Genomic DNA, 16750 nt, shown 5'->3' with positions numbered 1-16750 from the left:
GCACCAAATATGGTAGTACTAAATATTGGCGATAAAGCGCCAGAAATTGAGGCAAAAAATCAATCGGGAGAAACAATAAAACTTTCTGACTTTCAAGGTCATAAAGTGATCCTCTACTTTTACCCAAAAGATAATACCCCGGGATGTACCACAGAAGCATGTAATTTTAGAGACAACTACCAGTCACTTGGAAAAGAAGGTTTCAAAGTCCTTGGCGTCAGCGTGGATAGCGAACAGTCTCATCAAAAATTCATTAGTAAATTCGAACTTCCTTTCGACCTACTTGCCGATGACGATCACAAAATCGTTAATGATTATGGCGTATGGGTAGAGAAAAACATGTATGGTCGTAAATATATGGGCACCGCGCGCACTACTTTTGTTATCAACGAACAAGGCGTCATTGATCATATTATAAAAAAGGTTGACAACAAAAATGCATCGCAACAAATTAAAAATTTGTACCTAAAATAACTCGACTGCATTTTTCTATTATCTAAAGTCTAATATATATATTTGCCCTTATGAGCAAGCAAACAGACGATTTTTTCAAAAATATCATATCACACGCTAAAGAATACGGATTTGTATTCCCATCTAGTGAAATTTATGACGGGCTGAGCGCCGTCTACGACTATGGACAATTAGGTTCTGAATTAAAAAATAATTTGAAAACCTACTGGTGGAAGTCGATGGTTCAAATGAATGAAAACATAGTGGGTATCGATGCCGCTATTTTCATGCATCCAACGACATGGAAAGCTTCGGGCCACGTGGATGGTTTCAGCGATCCTATGATCGATAACAAGGATTCTAATAAGCGTTATCGTGCGGACCAATTGATTGAAGATAAAATTGAACGCTACCAAAAAGACGGCAAAACCGACAAGGCTGATCAACTACAAAAAGATCTCGACGCTGCCCTTAACGCGGACGATCTCGCTCGCCTGAAAACCATCATAGAGGAGCATAATATTGTTTGTCCTTTTTCAGGAACAAAAAACTGGACCGATGTTCGTCAGTTTAACCTCATGTTCGCGACGCAAATGGGAGCAATGGCAGACGGCGCGGAACAGGTGTATCTTCGCCCAGAAACGGCTCAGGGTATATTTGTAAATTTCTTAAACGTGCAAAAAACGGGTCGCATGAAAATTCCTTTTGGAATTGCGCAGATCGGTAAAGCATTCCGTAATGAAGTGATTGCTCGTCAATTTATTATGCGGATGCGCGAATTTGAACAAATGGAGATGCAATTTTTTGTACGCCCGGGCACCGAACTGGAATGGTTTAAAAAATGGAAGGAGACGCGATTGAAATGGCATTTAGCGCTCGGATCAGACGAAGCAAAATACCGATTTCATGACCACGTAAAGCTTGCTCATTACGCGAACGCGGCAGTGGATATCGAATATGAATTTCCGTTTGGTTTCAAAGAAGTAGAAGGTATACACTCGCGTACCGATTTCGATTTAAAACAACACCAAACATTTTCTAAAAAGAAACTCCAATATTTTGATCCGGAGATCAATCAGAATTACATACCTTACGTAATTGAAACATCCATCGGATTAGACAGGCTATTCTTAACCGTTCTAGCGAACTCTCTTGTAGAGGAAGACTTATCTACCGAAGAGAAGAAAGACTCTCGTGTCGTATTGAAGTTTCACCCAACAATTGCACCAGTTAAAGCCGCGATCTTACCGTTAACTAAAAAAGATGGACTCCCTGACAAAGCGCGTGAAATTATGTCGAGATTAAAATTTGACTTCAATTTACAATACGACGAAAAAGATGCAATAGGTAAACGTTACCGTCGTCAAGACGCGATAGGCACCCCTTTCTGTATTACGGTAGATTATCAAACCCTAGAAGATAATACAGTGACTATTCGTCACCGTGACAGTATGGAGCAAGAACGTGTCGCTGCAGCCGACCTAAGTAAAATCATTGGAGAGCTTACGAGCTGGAACAATGTGTTGGAGAACTTGAAATAATCTGCAGATCCGAAATACAATAAATCCGAAATACAATAAGAGGGTATCCATCCAATTAAATACAATTTAATTGGATGGATTTTTTTCAACCTTTCCCATAGGGTTTCTGTCAGTTATTTTGATTCGAAGTTGAACGTCTTGACGGCGCCTTCAAAATTCTTTTGCTCCTTCATCTGGGTACTTTTAACAGCCTCGAAGCATTTCTGAATTTCAAGATATTTTGTATCTTGAGCACTAAATTTTAATAAACTTTCGACTTATGAATACTTCCAACACCACAAATCATGTCGGTAAAAAAATCACCCGTATTCGCGAGCTTCGCGGCATGAAACAAGAAACGTTAGCTACCGAATTAGGTGTAAGTCAACAAACAATATCCAATATCGAGAAAACCGCTATCATCGAAAGCGATTTACTAGAACAGGTCGCTCGTATTTTGGGTGTTACTCCAGATGTCATTGAAAATTTCAGTGAGGACACCGTGTTCAACATAATTAACAATACATTTCAAGACAGTAGTTCGAATAACAATAATTACGTCTGCACAATCAACCCTCTCGATAAAATTATCGAATTGTACGAACGGTTACTCGATGCAGAAAAATCTAAAGTTGCATTTCTCGAAAAGACATTGGGTCAAAAGTAGTCCCCTGCGAAAAAAGTGACGTCCCTTTGTCGTAGGGAGGCCAAAACGAAATGACCAGATTGGTGAAGAAAGCCAAAATGTTATTCGTGTATATATTCTTCCACAAGGTCCACGTGTTGCTTACATCCCCACACTACTTGATGAATCTTTTGTACGCGCAATTTATTAACGAATAAACAAACCCACTCGAAAATTCCAGTTGGAATCCTAAATGATTTTTATCACCCGTTCCCCATTCACGAGCACGTTAACCTTCGAACCGGCCTCCCCATTCACCGTATAATCGACTACTTTACCTTCTTTCCAAACGATATCAACTGTATAATTTCCGCGCGCCTTTAGACCGCTTACCTTCCCCTCTTTCCATGCAGATGGCAGCGCAGGTAGTAAATGGATATATCCGTCATGCGATTGCAATAGCATCTCAGCGATCCCCGCCGATCCACCAAAGTTCCCATCAATTTGAAATGGCGGATGTGCACAGAATAAGTTTGGATAAGTTCCTGCACCAACTCCCTCATAAGTGATATCGTTTGCGAACGCCGGTTTCAAAAGCTGCCTTAATATCTCTAAAGCGTGATCGCCGTCATGTAAACGTGCCCAGAATAATATCTTCCAAGCACGTGACCATCCGGTGCCTTCGTCGCCGCGTACCCGCAATGTCTTTTTCGCAGCATCGGCCCATTCCGGCGTGGTTACTGGCGAGATGAAATGAGCTGGGTACAAACCATACAAATGAGAAACATGCCTATGTTTTGGTTCTGGTTCCTGATAGTCTTCAAGCCACTCCATCACACGTCCAGACTCACTAACCACAACAGGTGGCGGAACCTCTTTAAGTTGCGCTGAGAGCTCCTCGGTGAAAGAGTCCCCTAATGCTAATATTTCATTGGCCTTGATAACGGATTCATATAACTCGCGAACAATTTGGTTATCGATAGTAGGTCCCATCACTACGGCAGTAGTTTTTCCATTAGCCATTGTGAACGCATTCTCGGGCGATACGGATGGCGCTGTTACCCACCAGCCTGTCCTAGGGTCCTTCACCAGCGTCGCATGATAAAACTCCGCCGCACCTCGCAAGATCGGATACACTTCAGCCAGATACGACCTATCACCTGTAAAAAGATAATGCTCCCATAGGTGATTGCAAAGCCAGCCGGAAGCAGTGCTTGCTCCCCATGACGCCTGCTCTCCTGGTGCGGTATATCCCCAAACATTGGTCATCATATAGGCTACCCAGCCTGGCGCATTGTAGTATGCTTTCGCTGTCTTTTCTCCTTCCCTAGCAAGTCGCTTTATCATATTGATAAATGGAAGGTGATATTCAGATAAGTTACTTACTTCCACTCCCCAATGATTCATTTGAGCATTGATATTTAAATGATAATCACCATTCCAGGGTGTTTGAATCTGATGAGCCCATAGTCCCTGCAGATTCGGTGGAAGTGCCTTTTTATGATCAGGCGCAGAACTACTGATACTCAAGTAACGTCCAAATTGGTAATATAATGCTGCTAGATCGTTGTCTTTTTCGGGTTGCGCATAAAAATTTGCTATGCGCTCGTCCGTGGCAAACACGGCATTTTCAACGTCCCCATTTAGCTCAAGAGAAACCCGATCAAACTTTTCGCTAAAAGCCCCCTGATGTGCAGAAAGTAATGTTTTAAAAAGCTTATCCTCAACTTTAGCAAGCTCGTTGTCCACCTCGAGCTGGGGTGAACCACCGTAATAATCGGTTGAAGCCGCAAAAAACAGCAGTACTTGGTCCGCCCCTTTAACCAAAATCTGATTGTCATACACCATTTTTGTACCTCCTGTAGCGACAACCTTGACTTTTCCCGCAAATTGCAGTCCATTTCCCCCTGTACCATCCGGAAGTGTTCCCGTCCAACGGATAATGTCTTCATTTACTTGAATATCAGAAATATTCTCGTCTCGATAAAAATGAGTCGCAAATGTTATCGACTTTTTCTTACTCGCTGTAAGCCTTATTACTCCTACATTGGCATCAAACGAGGTGAAGTATTCGCGTAAATAAGACGTACCCTCCACGTCAAAGGCGGTTGTTGCGATAGCATGCTGGATATCTAAAGTGCGCTTATAGTTACTAACCGTACCTGGAAGGGTATGCAGAAAGTTTAGAAATCCAAAGTTCTGAAAACTGCCGTATTGAACGCTCGACCCGTTCCCGCTACCGGATCCGGGTCCTTCACAAACAAAATTTTCGTTGACCAACGCTTCTGCAAGGTCATTCTTTCCTGCAAGTAAGTGCTTTTGAATTTCGGCAACACTTTTATAGGCGTCGTAATTATTTGGATCTTGATGGCTTCCCGACCACATGGAAATCTCATTCAAAACAATCGATTCGTCCTGAACCTTTCCGTCGGGCATCATCCCAATTAAGCCATTCCCGAGAGGAAGCGTTTCTTCCCATCGTCCGGCAGGCTTATCATACCACATCGTTAGCTTTTGTGCCTTTAAGAGGCCAATCGGCAATAGCAGGGCTAAACTTATTACAATTTTTGCAAAATTCATTTTGAAAACAGTCTATTTATAAAAAACGAATGTGCCCGAAATATTCGCAGACTCCACGTTCTCAAGCGCCTTAAACTTAATATATTTTTGTTTGACACGCCTAAGGTCTATACGCTGTGCCACAGGATTTGCTCGAATATTAGAAAATTCACCACTTGTGACAGGAGTCCACGTTTTTGCATCCTCGCTAACGAATACCTCGTACTTTAAAACAGTACCTTTTGTTCCGCTCTGCGGGTTGGGAAGGTAACCTAATCCAGAAATTGGTGCATTGATCGCAAAAATAATTTCACGCGCTGCATGTTTCAATGAAACTTGTAAATGCCCATCCTCATCGATCGCTCTAGCGAGTTTTTTGGATCCCACAACCGCATATTGATCAGCTGTTAATTCGACCTTACCCTGTTCATCATTGTCGAATGAGAAAGGTGCATCAAACTCTTTAAACAATCCGAAATCACTTAATGCCGGTGCCACCGGAGCGTATAACGTAAGCTTCAACCTCGAGGCGGAGACGGGCTTATCTAGTTTTATCAATCGCGTCGAACCGATACTGGTTACCTTGGCAAGAGGAGCCCAATCTCCATCCTGGAGAACTTCAATATTTACACTATCGATACGCTGTCCCAATTTAATATTCTCCCGCAGACGAATAAGATCGAACTCTTGATTTTCCGGCAGGGTGATCTCCAGTTCAGGGTTATGGACATGATCATCGGAAGCAAAATATGAATAGCGATCATCATCCAATAAATTCGCGGTGCCAAAGATTTCTGAATTACCGCGCACATTAGAGGCTTTAATCTGCGCACCCTCAGCCAAATTTACGGCGAATGTCTCCTTTAGCTTACGGCCGAAAGCAGCTAGCGATTTGACGTCATTGTCGTGTAATTTTCCCTCTGGCATCGGTGCCAAGCCAAGATTCATATTCGCGCCACGTCCGACGGATTTGAGATATATCTCAAAAAGCTGGTTAGGTGTTTTGACTTCACTATTTTGATCCTCATGATAAAACCAGCCTGGTCGCTGCGGCACATCACATTCCGCTGGAATCCAATATTTACCATTTCGGGTACCCGATGGAGAAGTGGAATAATCCGAATCCCCCGGTACCGGAGTCCGGCCATCTATGCCTTGTGGCGTAAATGTTGCCCAGCTCGTTTCAGCGGCAAAACCCTTTTCGTTTCCTACCCAGCGCATATCAGGACCAACATCAGAGAAAATCATCGCCATCGGCTGCTTCTGACGGACGATAGGCCAAGTTTTATCTTTCCATTGATAATACGTCGTACGATTGATTGTTCGTTTTTCGTTTTTCCCTCCATAATAACCATCACCACCGTTCGCGCCGTCATGCCAAGAGGTGAACAAAGGGCCGTAACCGGTCATCAGTTCGGTTAATTGTTTTTGGTAGGCAGTGACGTATTCTGGACTTGCATACCGTGTATCGTTCCTGTCCCATGCGGAAAGGTATACTCCGAAAGCTAGTCCTGCATCTTTAGATGCAATCATGAATTCTTTTACCATATCCCCTTTCCCGTTTTCCCACGGCGAACTTGCGACACTGTAATCGGTGGTCGAAGTTGGCCACAGACAGAAACCATCGTGATGCTTAGCAACCGATATAAGTCCGTTAAATCCGGCCGTCTTAGCAGCTTGGGCAATTTGTTTAGCGTCAAACTTAGTAGGGTTAAAAATTTCTGGATCTGCATCACCGTACCCCCACTCTTTATTTTGAAACGTTGTAGGCGTATAGTGTATTAAACAATATGTTTCCATTTCATGCCAACGCAGCTGCCGTTCTGAAGGTAATACGCCGTAAGGTTCAGGAGCTTGCTGCGCCAATAAAAAACTTGGAAGCAGAAGTGCCCACAATAAGGATTTAGATTTGTTCATGTTCGCTTGTAAATAAAGAGTGAAAATAGCAAATAGGATTGACACTTCGATATAATCAAATTCTATATAATTAAAGTTATTAAATAGCAATTATTTATCTACCATCAACAGAATCAATATATACTATTGATTACCAGCTACTACACTTCCAGCATAACTGGTTCCGCGCGGATGCTCCGCACTGTACGACCAGAGCAAAGAGACTTGGGATATCGGCGCAAGGACTAACTGCTCATATGCCGAGACAATAACATTCCTTTTGTCCAATAATGAGGTAGCCCAGCCAACATGTTAATACACCTATTAGAAATTAAAATATTCGCTTGGTTAGCACAAAACAAAACGCCGAAGCTACGAGACTTCATTTAAATTTCGTACCTTAAAGTCGTTATTCAAAATTTAAAAAAATGGCAACAATTAAATTTAAAGGTTCTCCGGTTAATACGCTCGGCAGTCTCCCGTCAGTAGGTGATATTGCACCAAATTTCAAGTTAACATCGGGTGATTTATCTGAAAAATCCTTAAGCGATTTCAAAGGAAAAAAAGTAGTATTAAACATCTTTCCTAGTGTCGATACAGGAACATGCGCGGCATCGGTTCGTAAATTCAATGAGAAAGCTTCAGCTTTAGAAAACACCGTTGTTTTATGCATTTCACGTGATCTTCCATTTGCACAAGGACGCTTCTGCGCAGCCGAAGGGTTGGAAAATGTTATTATGCTTTCAGAATATAAAGACAGTAATTTCTCTGATGCTTACCATTTACGTTTCACCGACGGCCCACTAGCAGGTCTATTAAGTCGTTCGGTGGTTGTAATCGACGAGAACGGAAATGTGAGCTACACCGAGCAAGTCGAAGAGACAAGTGAGGAGCCAAATTACGATCAAGCAATCACAGCGTTATAAGAACGGTACATTAAAAAAAATGCTTTTAGAATTTATCGCTCTAAAAGCATTTTTTTTGCTCTATTTGGACAGATACTTATTTAGTTGTTTCGAGAGCTTGGATAATATCGTTGATAATATCGTCTTTATCTTCCAAACCAACCGAAAGACGTATTGTACCGGGGCGAATTCCAAGGTTTATTTTCTCCTCATCGGTTAGCTTGGAATGCGTGGTAGAGCCTGGATGTGTTGCGATCGACCGGGCATCACCTAAGTTCGATGTATATAATATCATTTGCAGCGCGTCAATAAAACGAAAAGCACGTTCCGCCCCACCCTTAACTTCAAATGTCACAATCCCACCACCGGCTTTCATTTGTTTGGTTGCCAACAAATACTGCGGATGAGAGGGTAAAAATGGATATTTTACATCGTCAATTTCATCATGCCCCTCTAATGCTTCGGCAAGCGCAAGCGCACTGCTACAGTGACGATCCATTCTTATACCGAGCGTATCCATGCTTTTAGAAAGTATCCATGCGTTAAACGGAGACATAGCGGGCCCCGTATGACGGATGAAAAAACGTAACTCATCGATTAGGCTCGATGCCCCCACTACGACTCCGCCGAGAACGCGCCCTTGTCCGTCCATATATTTAGTGGCCGAATGAACCGACAAATCAAACCCATATTTCAAAGGCTTCTGCAAGTACGGCGTTGCAAAACAATTGTCGATAACAAAAATTACGTTTGGATGTTTCGCTTTTAACCCGCCAACAAATTCTAAATCCGCAAGCTCCAATCCGGGATTCGACGGTGATTCCAAGAATACTATTTTTGTATTTTCTTGTATTGCGTCTTCCCACGCCTTATTATCAACGGCCTCCACATACGTGTGCGTCACCCCCCAACGTGGGAACACCTGCGTAAAAAGTTGATGTGTCGATCCGAAAATAGCTCGCGAGGAGACAATATGATCTCCGTGCCGCACCAAGGCAGCGAAACTAGCAAATACTGCAGCCATTCCTGAAGCAAATGCTAAGCCTGCTTCTGCCTGTTCACCGATGCATACTTTATTGATAAATTCTGTCGTATTCGGATTTGCGTAACGTGAATAAACCATCCCCTCTTCCTCGTCGGCAAAAATAGCACGCCCTTGCTCTGCGCTATCAAAGATAAAACTAGAGGTGAGATACAATGGAACGGAATGCTCTCTGGTAGCGGAACGATTAGCCTGTTCCCGAATGATTTTAGATTGATCTTTTTCCATGATGAGCAAATTTAATTTTTTTAGTCTACTAGTTTAGTATTTTGTTCAGTTTTTTTAACGAAAAAACGCGTAAAATATCACAAACACTCCCCCAATTTGAAAATTAAGACGCATCGCACATGTTAACGTGAAGCCTCATCAAATGCATGTTAACCAAGCAAACCTAACCAGCACCAAGACACCTGAGACTTGAATACAACGTTCGCCCGCTTAATCCGTTTGTTCTCATCAACTGAAAATAAAACAAGTCTTGATATATTTTAATTTAGATTTGCATTTATGCGAAATAAATGCTATGTTAGCATAACAAAAACAATTCCCGCTAACCATTAAGCGTATGAAAAGATTACTATTCGCAATATTCCTTGCAAGCCCATCAATGTTGTGGGCGCAAGGCTCTCAAGTGAACACACAAAGCCAAAAACAAGTCGGTATGGCTGGAGCTGGATCAGCACTTTTCATAGACGCTTCCTCCATTTTCTACAGCCCTGGTGCCTTAGCGAAAATGGACCATAACGAAGTGTCTGCGGGTGCGAGCGCGGTGATGTACCGATCGGCTTTCAGAGAGATCAACAGTACCACCACCCATCATTCAAAATTTCAAATCAGTCCTCCTTTTTCAATCTTTGCCACTTTCGGGCCTAAAGATTCTTGGTGGAAGGCGGGCCTTGGTATATACACACCCTTTGGTGGAGCAGTGGATTGGGGCGATCAATGGCCGGGCAAATATGAGTTAAATTCGTTACAATTGCGCGCGATATATTTTCAGCCAACATTGAGTTTCAAGCTCACCGAAAACTTTGGTATAGGTGGTGGCTTTGTGTACAACCTTGGGTTCGTCGACCTCACACGCTCCATCCCAATTTCCAATGCAAACGGAGAACCTGGAAAAGCAGAACTATCAGGTGTTGGTACGGGCACGGGATTCCACGTCGGCGTACATTATAATTTAGAAGATGATTTTGCAATATCGTTAAGCTATCGGTCAAAAGTAGTAACCAAGCTGAAGGATGGCGACACCGAATTCACTGTCCCAGCTGCGCTGTCCTCGTCGTTTCCAAACACGAAATTTGATGCGGAGCTTCCCTTACCGGGATCTTTCAACTTAGGAATTTCCTTCCCAGCGGGAGAAAAAGTTGATATCGCTGCCGATGCGACGATCATAGGCTATGAAATCTACGAAGAGCTCGTTTTCGATTACCACGACAATACTGCAGCCCTACAAGATACCCGTCAGACCAAGAAATATGAAAATGCATTTTCTGGTAAAGTTGGTGTTAATTACCAAACCACGAACAGGCTTGCGCTTCGTGCAGGAGCCGGTTATGTGTACAGTCCTGTACGTGGCCCATATGTTTCACCCGAAACACCGGATAATAACCGCGTGATGGGATCCATAGGATTTACCTACGATATTAATGAAAAATGGGATATATCTGGAGCCTACGTATTTCAACACTTGGCCGAGCGCACAGTTTCTAATGTAGACTCTGGGCTCACTGGGGCATATGCAACTAACATCCACGCCCCTGGTTTTTCTTTAACTTATAAATGGTAAAATATGAAAAGCGCATTCAAAAATATAGGGCTTTATGTAAGCCTATCCGCTATCTTAGTTGCATCCTCGTGTAAACCAGAGTTGTCCGATTTTGAACCTCAAGCAGGACAAGCAGATTTTACTAAATATATCGCTATTGGAAACTCGTTGACCGCCGGGTATGCTGACGGTGGCCTGTACCTCGAAGGACAAGAAGTCGCCTACCCGAATTTGTTAGCCGAACAGCTTTCCAGTGTTGGTGTTGGAGAATTCAGAAGTCCACTTTTTTCCCAGGACCAAAGAAACGGCTCCGGATACCTAAAGCTCACGGGATTGCAAGATGGGCAGCCTGTCCTCGAACCGGTAACAACCGAACTAGCAATAAGAGGTGTGAATCCAAAGAACGACCCTCTGTATACGAAATTTACGAGTGATATTGAAAATTTCGGTGTTCCGGGTATGCGAATGGATTTGGCATTTGCTCCGGGTCTTGGCACACAACTTGGGAATCCGTTTTTTGAACGGTTACTTGACGATGATGCGCCACAAACCTTAACCTACCAACAATACGTTTCGGAAAAAGAACATACGTTTTTTTCCTTCTGGCTTGGCAACAACGACATTCTGGGTTACGCAATGAACGGTGCGGTGGCTGTTGAGGACGATCCGACAACGACGCTCACGCAAACATCAACATTTACAGCACTACTCAATAACTTTATCGATGCTTTAACCGTGGGGGATACAAAAGGCGTGTTAGCGACAATCCCGGACGTCACGGCTATACCGTTCTTCACAACGGTGACGCGCAGCGCTCTACTAGCGGCCGCCTCAGCAAGTGCAGGCCAAGAAATTGAAAATATTTATATTACTGCGGGGTCAGGCGAACCTCGGGCGGCAACTGACGAAGACCTATTTGTCCTACCCTTTTCCTCTTCAGGCCTTTTAGGCAGTACAAGCGACCAAAACCCTGCTCCTTATGGCTTGCACCCGTTAAACCCGGTAGAAAGCAAGTATGTATTGGACGCTCAAGAAGTCAAAGAGGTTCAAGCGCGCGTCAAAGAGTTCAACGCCGCCATAAAGGACGTCGCAAAAGCGAAAAACTTAGCCCTTGCCGATGCGTTTACTTACCTAAACAAAATAAAAAGCCCTGGTATCCAATACAACGGAATAGGTGTCAATGCATCCTTCATAACTGGAAATGCTTTCTCACTTGACGGCATACATTTAACACCAATGGGGAACGCACTCCTTGCCAATCTATTTATCGATGCGATCAATTCGACTTACCGCAGTAAATTACCTAAGGTAAATGCGGCGCAGTATCGTGGTGTGAAGTTTCCCTAGATAGTATATTCCAAAACACCCTTAAGCTCAACTACAAAATGCAAGTTGAGCTTTTTTTATGCCTTTATTAGGGTCAATCCTCATTCCGGCACTTCTCCAGTTGCAGCATCAAGGATTACCTTTTTAAAAATAGATCGTGTATCTTTGGAATACGTTAAAAAAAAAATAAAGTCATGAAAATACAATTAGACCGTAAAAACCAAGCCGTTCATTTCGAAGCCTCAAGCGAATTATCGTCCGTCAAAGTAAATATCGATGGTTCCGAAGCCATCGGTGGCGAAGGGAGAGGGGTGCGCCCTATGGAACTTATACTCATGGCATTAGGTTCGTGTAGCGTATTTGACTTGCATTCAATTTTACAAAAACAGCGTCAAAAAATTAGTGATATACAGGTGGAAGTCGAAGGTAAAAGACGCGATACGGTACCTAATATTTTCACGGCTATCCACATCAGTTTCGTATTAACAGGAGAAATTGACGAAACAAAAGCACAAAAGGCGGCAGAATTAGCTGTGAAAAAATATTGTTCAGTACACGATATGCTTGCTGCTGGCGGAGTAGAGATCACTTACAGCTTAAAAATCAATTAGGCTGGCCTTTACGCCAGACTTTTTCAGCCCATCGTCCTACTGCCCAAAACGAGATAGCCAAAATCAGAAAGAAAATCGTTCTATTAATGTTATCCCACAGGTATTCGACGAATCGGGTATAAAGATTCAGAATGAAAAATACAAAGCCGATGTCTCGAGCGACATGGTCTTTTGTCTTCATCCCATATAGCGCAAGGGCAAGCGACAACAGCGTGCCTAACAAACCCCAATAAAAGATTTCGTACTGGCGCACTTGCGTCCAGTTGTCAAAACTGCTGTAATTCCCAAAAATAGACAAACACCACAAGGCGATCATGGTATACAGTAAGCCTATCACATAACTAACGCTTTGAAATGCGGCGATAGGCTTAATCCTGGATTGCCCCCAAATAGAGAACGCCGTTATGATTAAACCAAATAGCGTAAAACGTAGCGGAAAATTCATTCCCCAAAACTTGAACCCCCAGTTGCTGTGGTAGGACGTCTCGGTACCAAACCACACACCTAAAGCGACAAGCGCAAATACCCATATCAGCTTCGAGCGTAACTTGATAGCAAGCCAGATATAAATTAATATCGAAAGAAGAAAAGAGATAGTGTAATGACTTGTATTCTTATTAAGCACTTGACCTAAAAAACCAATACACGCCGCCGTAGCGAACGAACCAGCAAGCATCAGCGTTTCATTAGAAAACGTTTTATCGGGGTAGCGTTTCTTATTGCGAAAACCGAGCACGTAGAAACCTACAGCGACCACCGCAAAAACCAGACAAAAAACAATGTTCGGAGTTTCGTAGAACCGCTCTACAAATTTCACTAAAGCGTCGTCGGCAAACAAAGAAAACACGGAGAAGACGAGCGAAACCAGTGCTACCCAAAAAGCATAGCGTGCCAAGCTTTTCCATTCAAACGACCGTTGATCGATCGTACTTTTGAGCTCATCAACCTGCCCTTGGCCCAGTAAACCATTATCTACCCAATGATCCAAAGCCTGTTCCACGACTTCTTTCTCGTTTTTTGTTAAGTCTATTTTCTTCAAATTCCCATTTTATTTTCGACAAAATACAAATTATCCATTAAAGCTTCGTCGAACACCGTCCTAATCGCAAATTTTACAATTTTCAGTAACAGCGTACCAAGGTAGTCCGCCTAAAAATCTGTAACTTTGTATCTTGCAAAATTCAGAACACACACACATGGACTCCTTAAAGCCGCAGAACCATATCGATTTAGGCGAACAAAATAATATAGAAGTATTTGGAGCACGCGTCCACAATTTACGTAACATTGACGTCGCGTTCCCACGCAACGAATTAGTTGTCATAACAGGATTAAGTGGTAGCGGAAAATCTTCGCTAGCTTTCGACACGATTTACGCTGAAGGACAGCGCCGCTACATGGAAACCTTCTCGGCCTATAGTCGTCAATTTCTAGGAGGAATGGAACGCCCTGACGTGGATAAAATATCAGGTCTTAGCCCCGTTATTTCAATAGAACAGAAAACAACCAACAAAAATCCCCGTTCCACAGTCGGGACGATTACCGAAATATACGATTTTCTAAGGTTACTCTACGCGCGTGCCGCCCAGGCATACTCTTACCGAACGGGAGAGCCTATGCAACGGATGTCCGAGGAGCAAATTGTAGAGAAAATTATTGAGGAGTTCGATGGCGAGGCTATCTATATCCTTGCACCGGTAGTAAAAGGCCGGAAAGGACACTACAGAGAGCTTTTTGAACAAATTCGCAAGCAGGGTTATACCAAAGTACGTGTTGACGGCCAGATCATGGATTTAGCTCCTAAAATGCAAGTTGACCGTTACAAAATTCACGACATTGAAACGGTAGTCGATCGGCTATACACCTCAAACGATGAAGCTAAACGATTGTACACCTCGGTAATGCAAGCTATGAAAACCGCTAAAGGAATTATAAAAATAGCTAATAACGAGGGTCGCGAGCACTTTTTCAGTCGCTACCTCATGGATGCAGTATCCGGCATTTCTTACGATGAACCGCAACCAAACTCATTTTCATTCAACTCGCCCTATGGTGCTTGTCCGAAATGCGATGGCCTGGGATACATCTTTGAAATTGACAAAAGTTTTGTCATTCCAGACAAAAGCCTTAGTATCCAAAAAGGCGCAATATTACCGCTAGGGCCGTCGCGAGAATCATGGACCTTCCAGGTGGTAAAGGCCGTTGCTAAGAAACTTGATTTCTCAATAACTGCGCCCATTGACAAACTCTCAGATGCCCAAATCGACACACTTCTTTTCGGCAATCCAGACCCCATACACCTCACTATTTCTTACGGGAGCTACGGCGCCAGGGAATATAAAGTGCAATTTGAAGGCATTTTTAAAATGCTCGAGGAATTAAACGGAAGAGGCTCCGACGATTCGCCACAGTTAGATGATTTTCGTACCAAAATCACCTGTCCGGTATGTGAGGGTGCACGACTTAAAAAGGAATCGCTACACTTCAAAATCGACAATAAAAACATCTCGGAACTTGCGGGAATGGACATCAGTGCTCTTTACATGTGGTTTGAAGGTATTGAAAAACGACTCAATCAAAGACAAAACACGATTGCCGCTGAAATTCTTAAAGAAATTCGCACGCGACTGGGTTTTCTTTTAGATGTAGGCTTAAGTTACCTAACCTTAGACCGGGCCTCCAAAACGCTATCGGGAGGAGAAGCACAAAGGATACGCCTTGCGACGCAAATCGGATCACAGCTTGTTAACGTGCTCTACATCCTTGATGAGCCGAGCATTGGTTTACATCAGCGAGACAACGAGCGGTTGATAAACTCTTTGAAAAACCTTCGTGATATTGGTAACTCTGTTTTGGTAGTTGAGCACGATAAAGACATGATACTCAATGCAGACCATGTTATAGATATGGGGCCCGAAGCAGGTGTTAACGGCGGAAAAATTGTTGCACAAGGCACGCCGCTGGAAATTATACGCTCAAACTCATTAACCGCTCAATATTTAAATGGACAGCGCGAAGTATCTATCCCTAACCAGCGTAGATCTGGAAATGGAAACCTCCTCACGCTAAAAGGAGCAACCGGAAACAACCTAAAAAATGTCGATGTTGACTTTCCTTTAGGTACACTTATTCTCGTCACAGGTGTCTCTGGCTCCGGAAAATCCAGCCTTATTACTGGCACACTGTATCCCATCTTAAACAAACATTTCTTCCGCGCCAAAGCCACTCCGATGCCCTACAAATCAATAGACGGTCTTTCGCATGTCGATAAAGTCATTGAAATTGATCAAAGCCCCATCGGAAGAACACCGCGATCAAACCCTTCCACCTACACGGGGGTGTTCTCGGATATACGGACGCTTTTTGTTCAATTACCTGAAGCCAAAATTAGAGGATACAAACCCGGACGTTTCTCGTTCAACGTTAAAGGCGGCCGTTGCGAAACATGCCAAGGCGCAGGAATGAAAATTATTGAAATGAACTTTCTTCCCGACGTACAGGTCCCTTGTGAAACCTGTCACGGTAAACGCTACAACCGCGAAACCCTAGAAGTTCGGTACCGTGGAAAATCGATATCCGACGTACTAAATATGACTATCGACGAAGCGGTTGATTTTTTCGAAAACATCCCTTCGATCTATAGAAAAATTAAAACCTTACATGATGTAGGGCTCGGGTACATCACCCTTGGGCAGTCCTCCACAACGCTTTCGGGCGGAGAAGCCCAACGGGTGAAGCTTGCCACCGAACTCTCCAAGAAAGACACGGGAAACACATTTTATATTTTAGACGAGCCGACAACGGGGTTACATTTTGAGGATGTCAATGTTCTACTAGGAGTCATCGACCGCTTAGTAGAACGTGGGAACACCGTACTAATTATCGAACATAATTTAGATGTAATAAAAACCGCAGATTGGGTAATTGATATGGGACCCGAGGGAGGAAATGGTGGCGGCGAGCTGATGTTTGCCGGAACTCCGGAAGAGCTCCTTAAGGTTAAAAAAAGTGAAACTGCACGATTCTTAAAAATGGAGATGGAATAACC

12 protein-coding genes are annotated in these 16750 nt (G+C 43.3%); 8 read left to right on the top strand and 4 right to left on the bottom strand.

Annotated features, from left to right (window positions below; all coding sequences use genetic code 11):
* The first annotated feature begins 9 nt into the window (after positions 1-9).
* The 3 genes from bcp to FM107_RS00285 all read left to right on the top strand — a co-directional run bounded on the left by bcp (position 10) and on the right by FM107_RS00285 (position 2640).
* Entirely contained in the window at positions 10-474 is a 465-nt protein-coding gene (gene bcp, locus FM107_RS00295; protein ID WP_086946534.1) for a thioredoxin-dependent thiol peroxidase, read from the top strand.
* A 50-nt stretch (positions 475-524) separates the two neighbouring features.
* Positions 525-1994 carry a glycine--tRNA ligase gene (locus FM107_RS00290; protein WP_086946533.1) on the top strand — a complete coding sequence of 490 codons (1470 nt, stop codon included), beginning with the start codon at positions 525-527 and terminating at the stop codon, positions 1992-1994.
* Positions 1995-2253: 259 nt separating this feature from the next.
* Positions 2254-2640 carry a helix-turn-helix domain-containing protein gene (locus FM107_RS00285; RefSeq protein WP_086946532.1) on the top strand — a complete coding sequence of 129 codons (387 nt, stop codon included), beginning with the start codon at positions 2254-2256 and terminating at the stop codon, positions 2638-2640.
* A 207-nt stretch (positions 2641-2847) separates the two neighbouring features.
* On the opposite strand, the gene FM107_RS00280 is transcribed toward FM107_RS00285, so the two are convergent.
* Positions 2848-5178, bottom strand: a complete 2331-nt coding sequence (locus tag FM107_RS00280; protein WP_086946531.1) for a glycoside hydrolase N-terminal domain-containing protein — start codon at positions 5176-5178, stop codon at positions 2848-2850.
* 12 nt (positions 5179-5190) lie between these two features.
* A complete protein-coding gene (locus FM107_RS00275; RefSeq protein WP_086946530.1) occupies positions 5191-7074 on the bottom strand; it encodes an alpha-L-fucosidase in 1884 nt (627 codons plus the stop codon).
* Positions 7075-7481: 407 nt separating this feature from the next.
* On the opposite strand from FM107_RS00275, the gene tpx reads away from it, so the two are divergent.
* Positions 7482-7979: a thiol peroxidase gene (gene tpx / locus FM107_RS00270; protein ID WP_086946529.1), complete on the top strand. Its 498-nt coding sequence runs from the start codon at positions 7482-7484 to the stop codon at positions 7977-7979.
* A 76-nt stretch (positions 7980-8055) separates the two neighbouring features.
* On the opposite strand, the gene FM107_RS00265 is transcribed toward tpx, so the two are convergent.
* Positions 8056-9228 (bottom strand): PLP-dependent aspartate aminotransferase family protein, encoded by a 1173-nt coding sequence (locus FM107_RS00265; RefSeq protein WP_086946528.1) that lies wholly within the window; start codon positions 9226-9228, stop codon positions 8056-8058.
* 337 nt (positions 9229-9565) lie between these two features.
* On the opposite strand from FM107_RS00265, the gene FM107_RS00260 reads away from it, so the two are divergent.
* From FM107_RS00260 to FM107_RS00250, 3 genes are all read left to right on the top strand, one after another.
* The gene (locus FM107_RS00260) at positions 9566-10786 is read left to right on the top strand and encodes an OmpP1/FadL family transporter (RefSeq protein WP_086946527.1); all 1221 of its coding nucleotides are present in this window, start codon (positions 9566-9568) and stop codon (positions 10784-10786) included.
* Positions 10787-10789: 3 nt separating this feature from the next.
* Entirely contained in the window at positions 10790-12112 is a 1323-nt protein-coding gene (locus tag FM107_RS00255) for an SGNH/GDSL hydrolase family protein (RefSeq protein WP_086946526.1), read from the top strand.
* Positions 12113-12285: 173 nt separating this feature from the next.
* The gene (locus tag FM107_RS00250) at positions 12286-12702 is read left to right on the top strand and encodes an OsmC family protein (protein ID WP_086946525.1); all 417 of its coding nucleotides are present in this window, start codon (positions 12286-12288) and stop codon (positions 12700-12702) included.
* Here FM107_RS00250 and FM107_RS00245 read toward each other — a convergent pair.
* On the bottom strand, positions 12695-13741 hold the full coding sequence (locus FM107_RS00245; protein WP_086946524.1) for a DUF2157 domain-containing protein: 1047 nt from the start codon (positions 13739-13741) through the stop codon (positions 12695-12697). The two genes, FM107_RS00250 and FM107_RS00245, sit on opposite strands and share 8 nt — an antisense overlap.
* Positions 13742-13898: 157 nt before the next feature.
* Here FM107_RS00245 and uvrA point away from each other — a divergent pair, with 157 nt between their 5' ends.
* A complete protein-coding gene (uvrA, locus tag FM107_RS00240) occupies positions 13899-16748 on the top strand; it encodes an excinuclease ABC subunit UvrA (RefSeq protein ID WP_086946523.1) in 2850 nt (949 codons plus the stop codon).
* The last annotated feature ends 2 nt before the right edge of the window (positions 16749-16750 follow it).

The sequence above is a fragment of the Sphingobacterium sp. JB170 genome, assembly GCF_900163865.1.
Classification (GTDB): domain Bacteria; phylum Bacteroidota; class Bacteroidia; order Sphingobacteriales; family Sphingobacteriaceae; genus Sphingobacterium.
This window is presented reverse-complemented; position numbering and strand designations above follow the sequence as displayed.

Excerpts from the sequence above, each read along its gene's own strand:
- bcp (WP_086946534.1), top strand. The coding sequence starts at position 10 with ATGGTAGTACTAAATATTGGCGATAAAGCGCCAGAAATTGAGGCAAAA.
- FM107_RS00265 (WP_086946528.1), bottom strand. The coding sequence starts at position 9,228 with ATGGAAAAAGATCAATCTAAAATCATTCGGGAACAGGCTAATCGTTCC.
- FM107_RS00285 (WP_086946532.1), top strand. The coding sequence starts at position 2,254 with ATGAATACTTCCAACACCACAAATCATGTCGGTAAAAAAATCACCCGT.
- FM107_RS00275 (WP_086946530.1), bottom strand. The coding sequence starts at position 7,074 with ATGAACAAATCTAAATCCTTATTGTGGGCACTTCTGCTTCCAAGTTTT.
- tpx (WP_086946529.1), top strand. The coding sequence starts at position 7,482 with ATGGCAACAATTAAATTTAAAGGTTCTCCGGTTAATACGCTCGGCAGT.
- FM107_RS00255 (WP_086946526.1), top strand. The coding sequence starts at position 10,790 with ATGAAAAGCGCATTCAAAAATATAGGGCTTTATGTAAGCCTATCCGCT.
- FM107_RS00290 (WP_086946533.1), top strand. The coding sequence starts at position 525 with ATGAGCAAGCAAACAGACGATTTTTTCAAAAATATCATATCACACGCT.
- uvrA (WP_086946523.1), top strand. The coding sequence starts at position 13,899 with ATGGACTCCTTAAAGCCGCAGAACCATATCGATTTAGGCGAACAAAAT.
- FM107_RS00260 (WP_086946527.1), top strand. The coding sequence starts at position 9,566 with ATGAAAAGATTACTATTCGCAATATTCCTTGCAAGCCCATCAATGTTG.
- FM107_RS00280 (WP_086946531.1), bottom strand. The coding sequence starts at position 5,178 with ATGAATTTTGCAAAAATTGTAATAAGTTTAGCCCTGCTATTGCCGATT.
- FM107_RS00250 (WP_086946525.1), top strand. The coding sequence starts at position 12,286 with ATGAAAATACAATTAGACCGTAAAAACCAAGCCGTTCATTTCGAAGCC.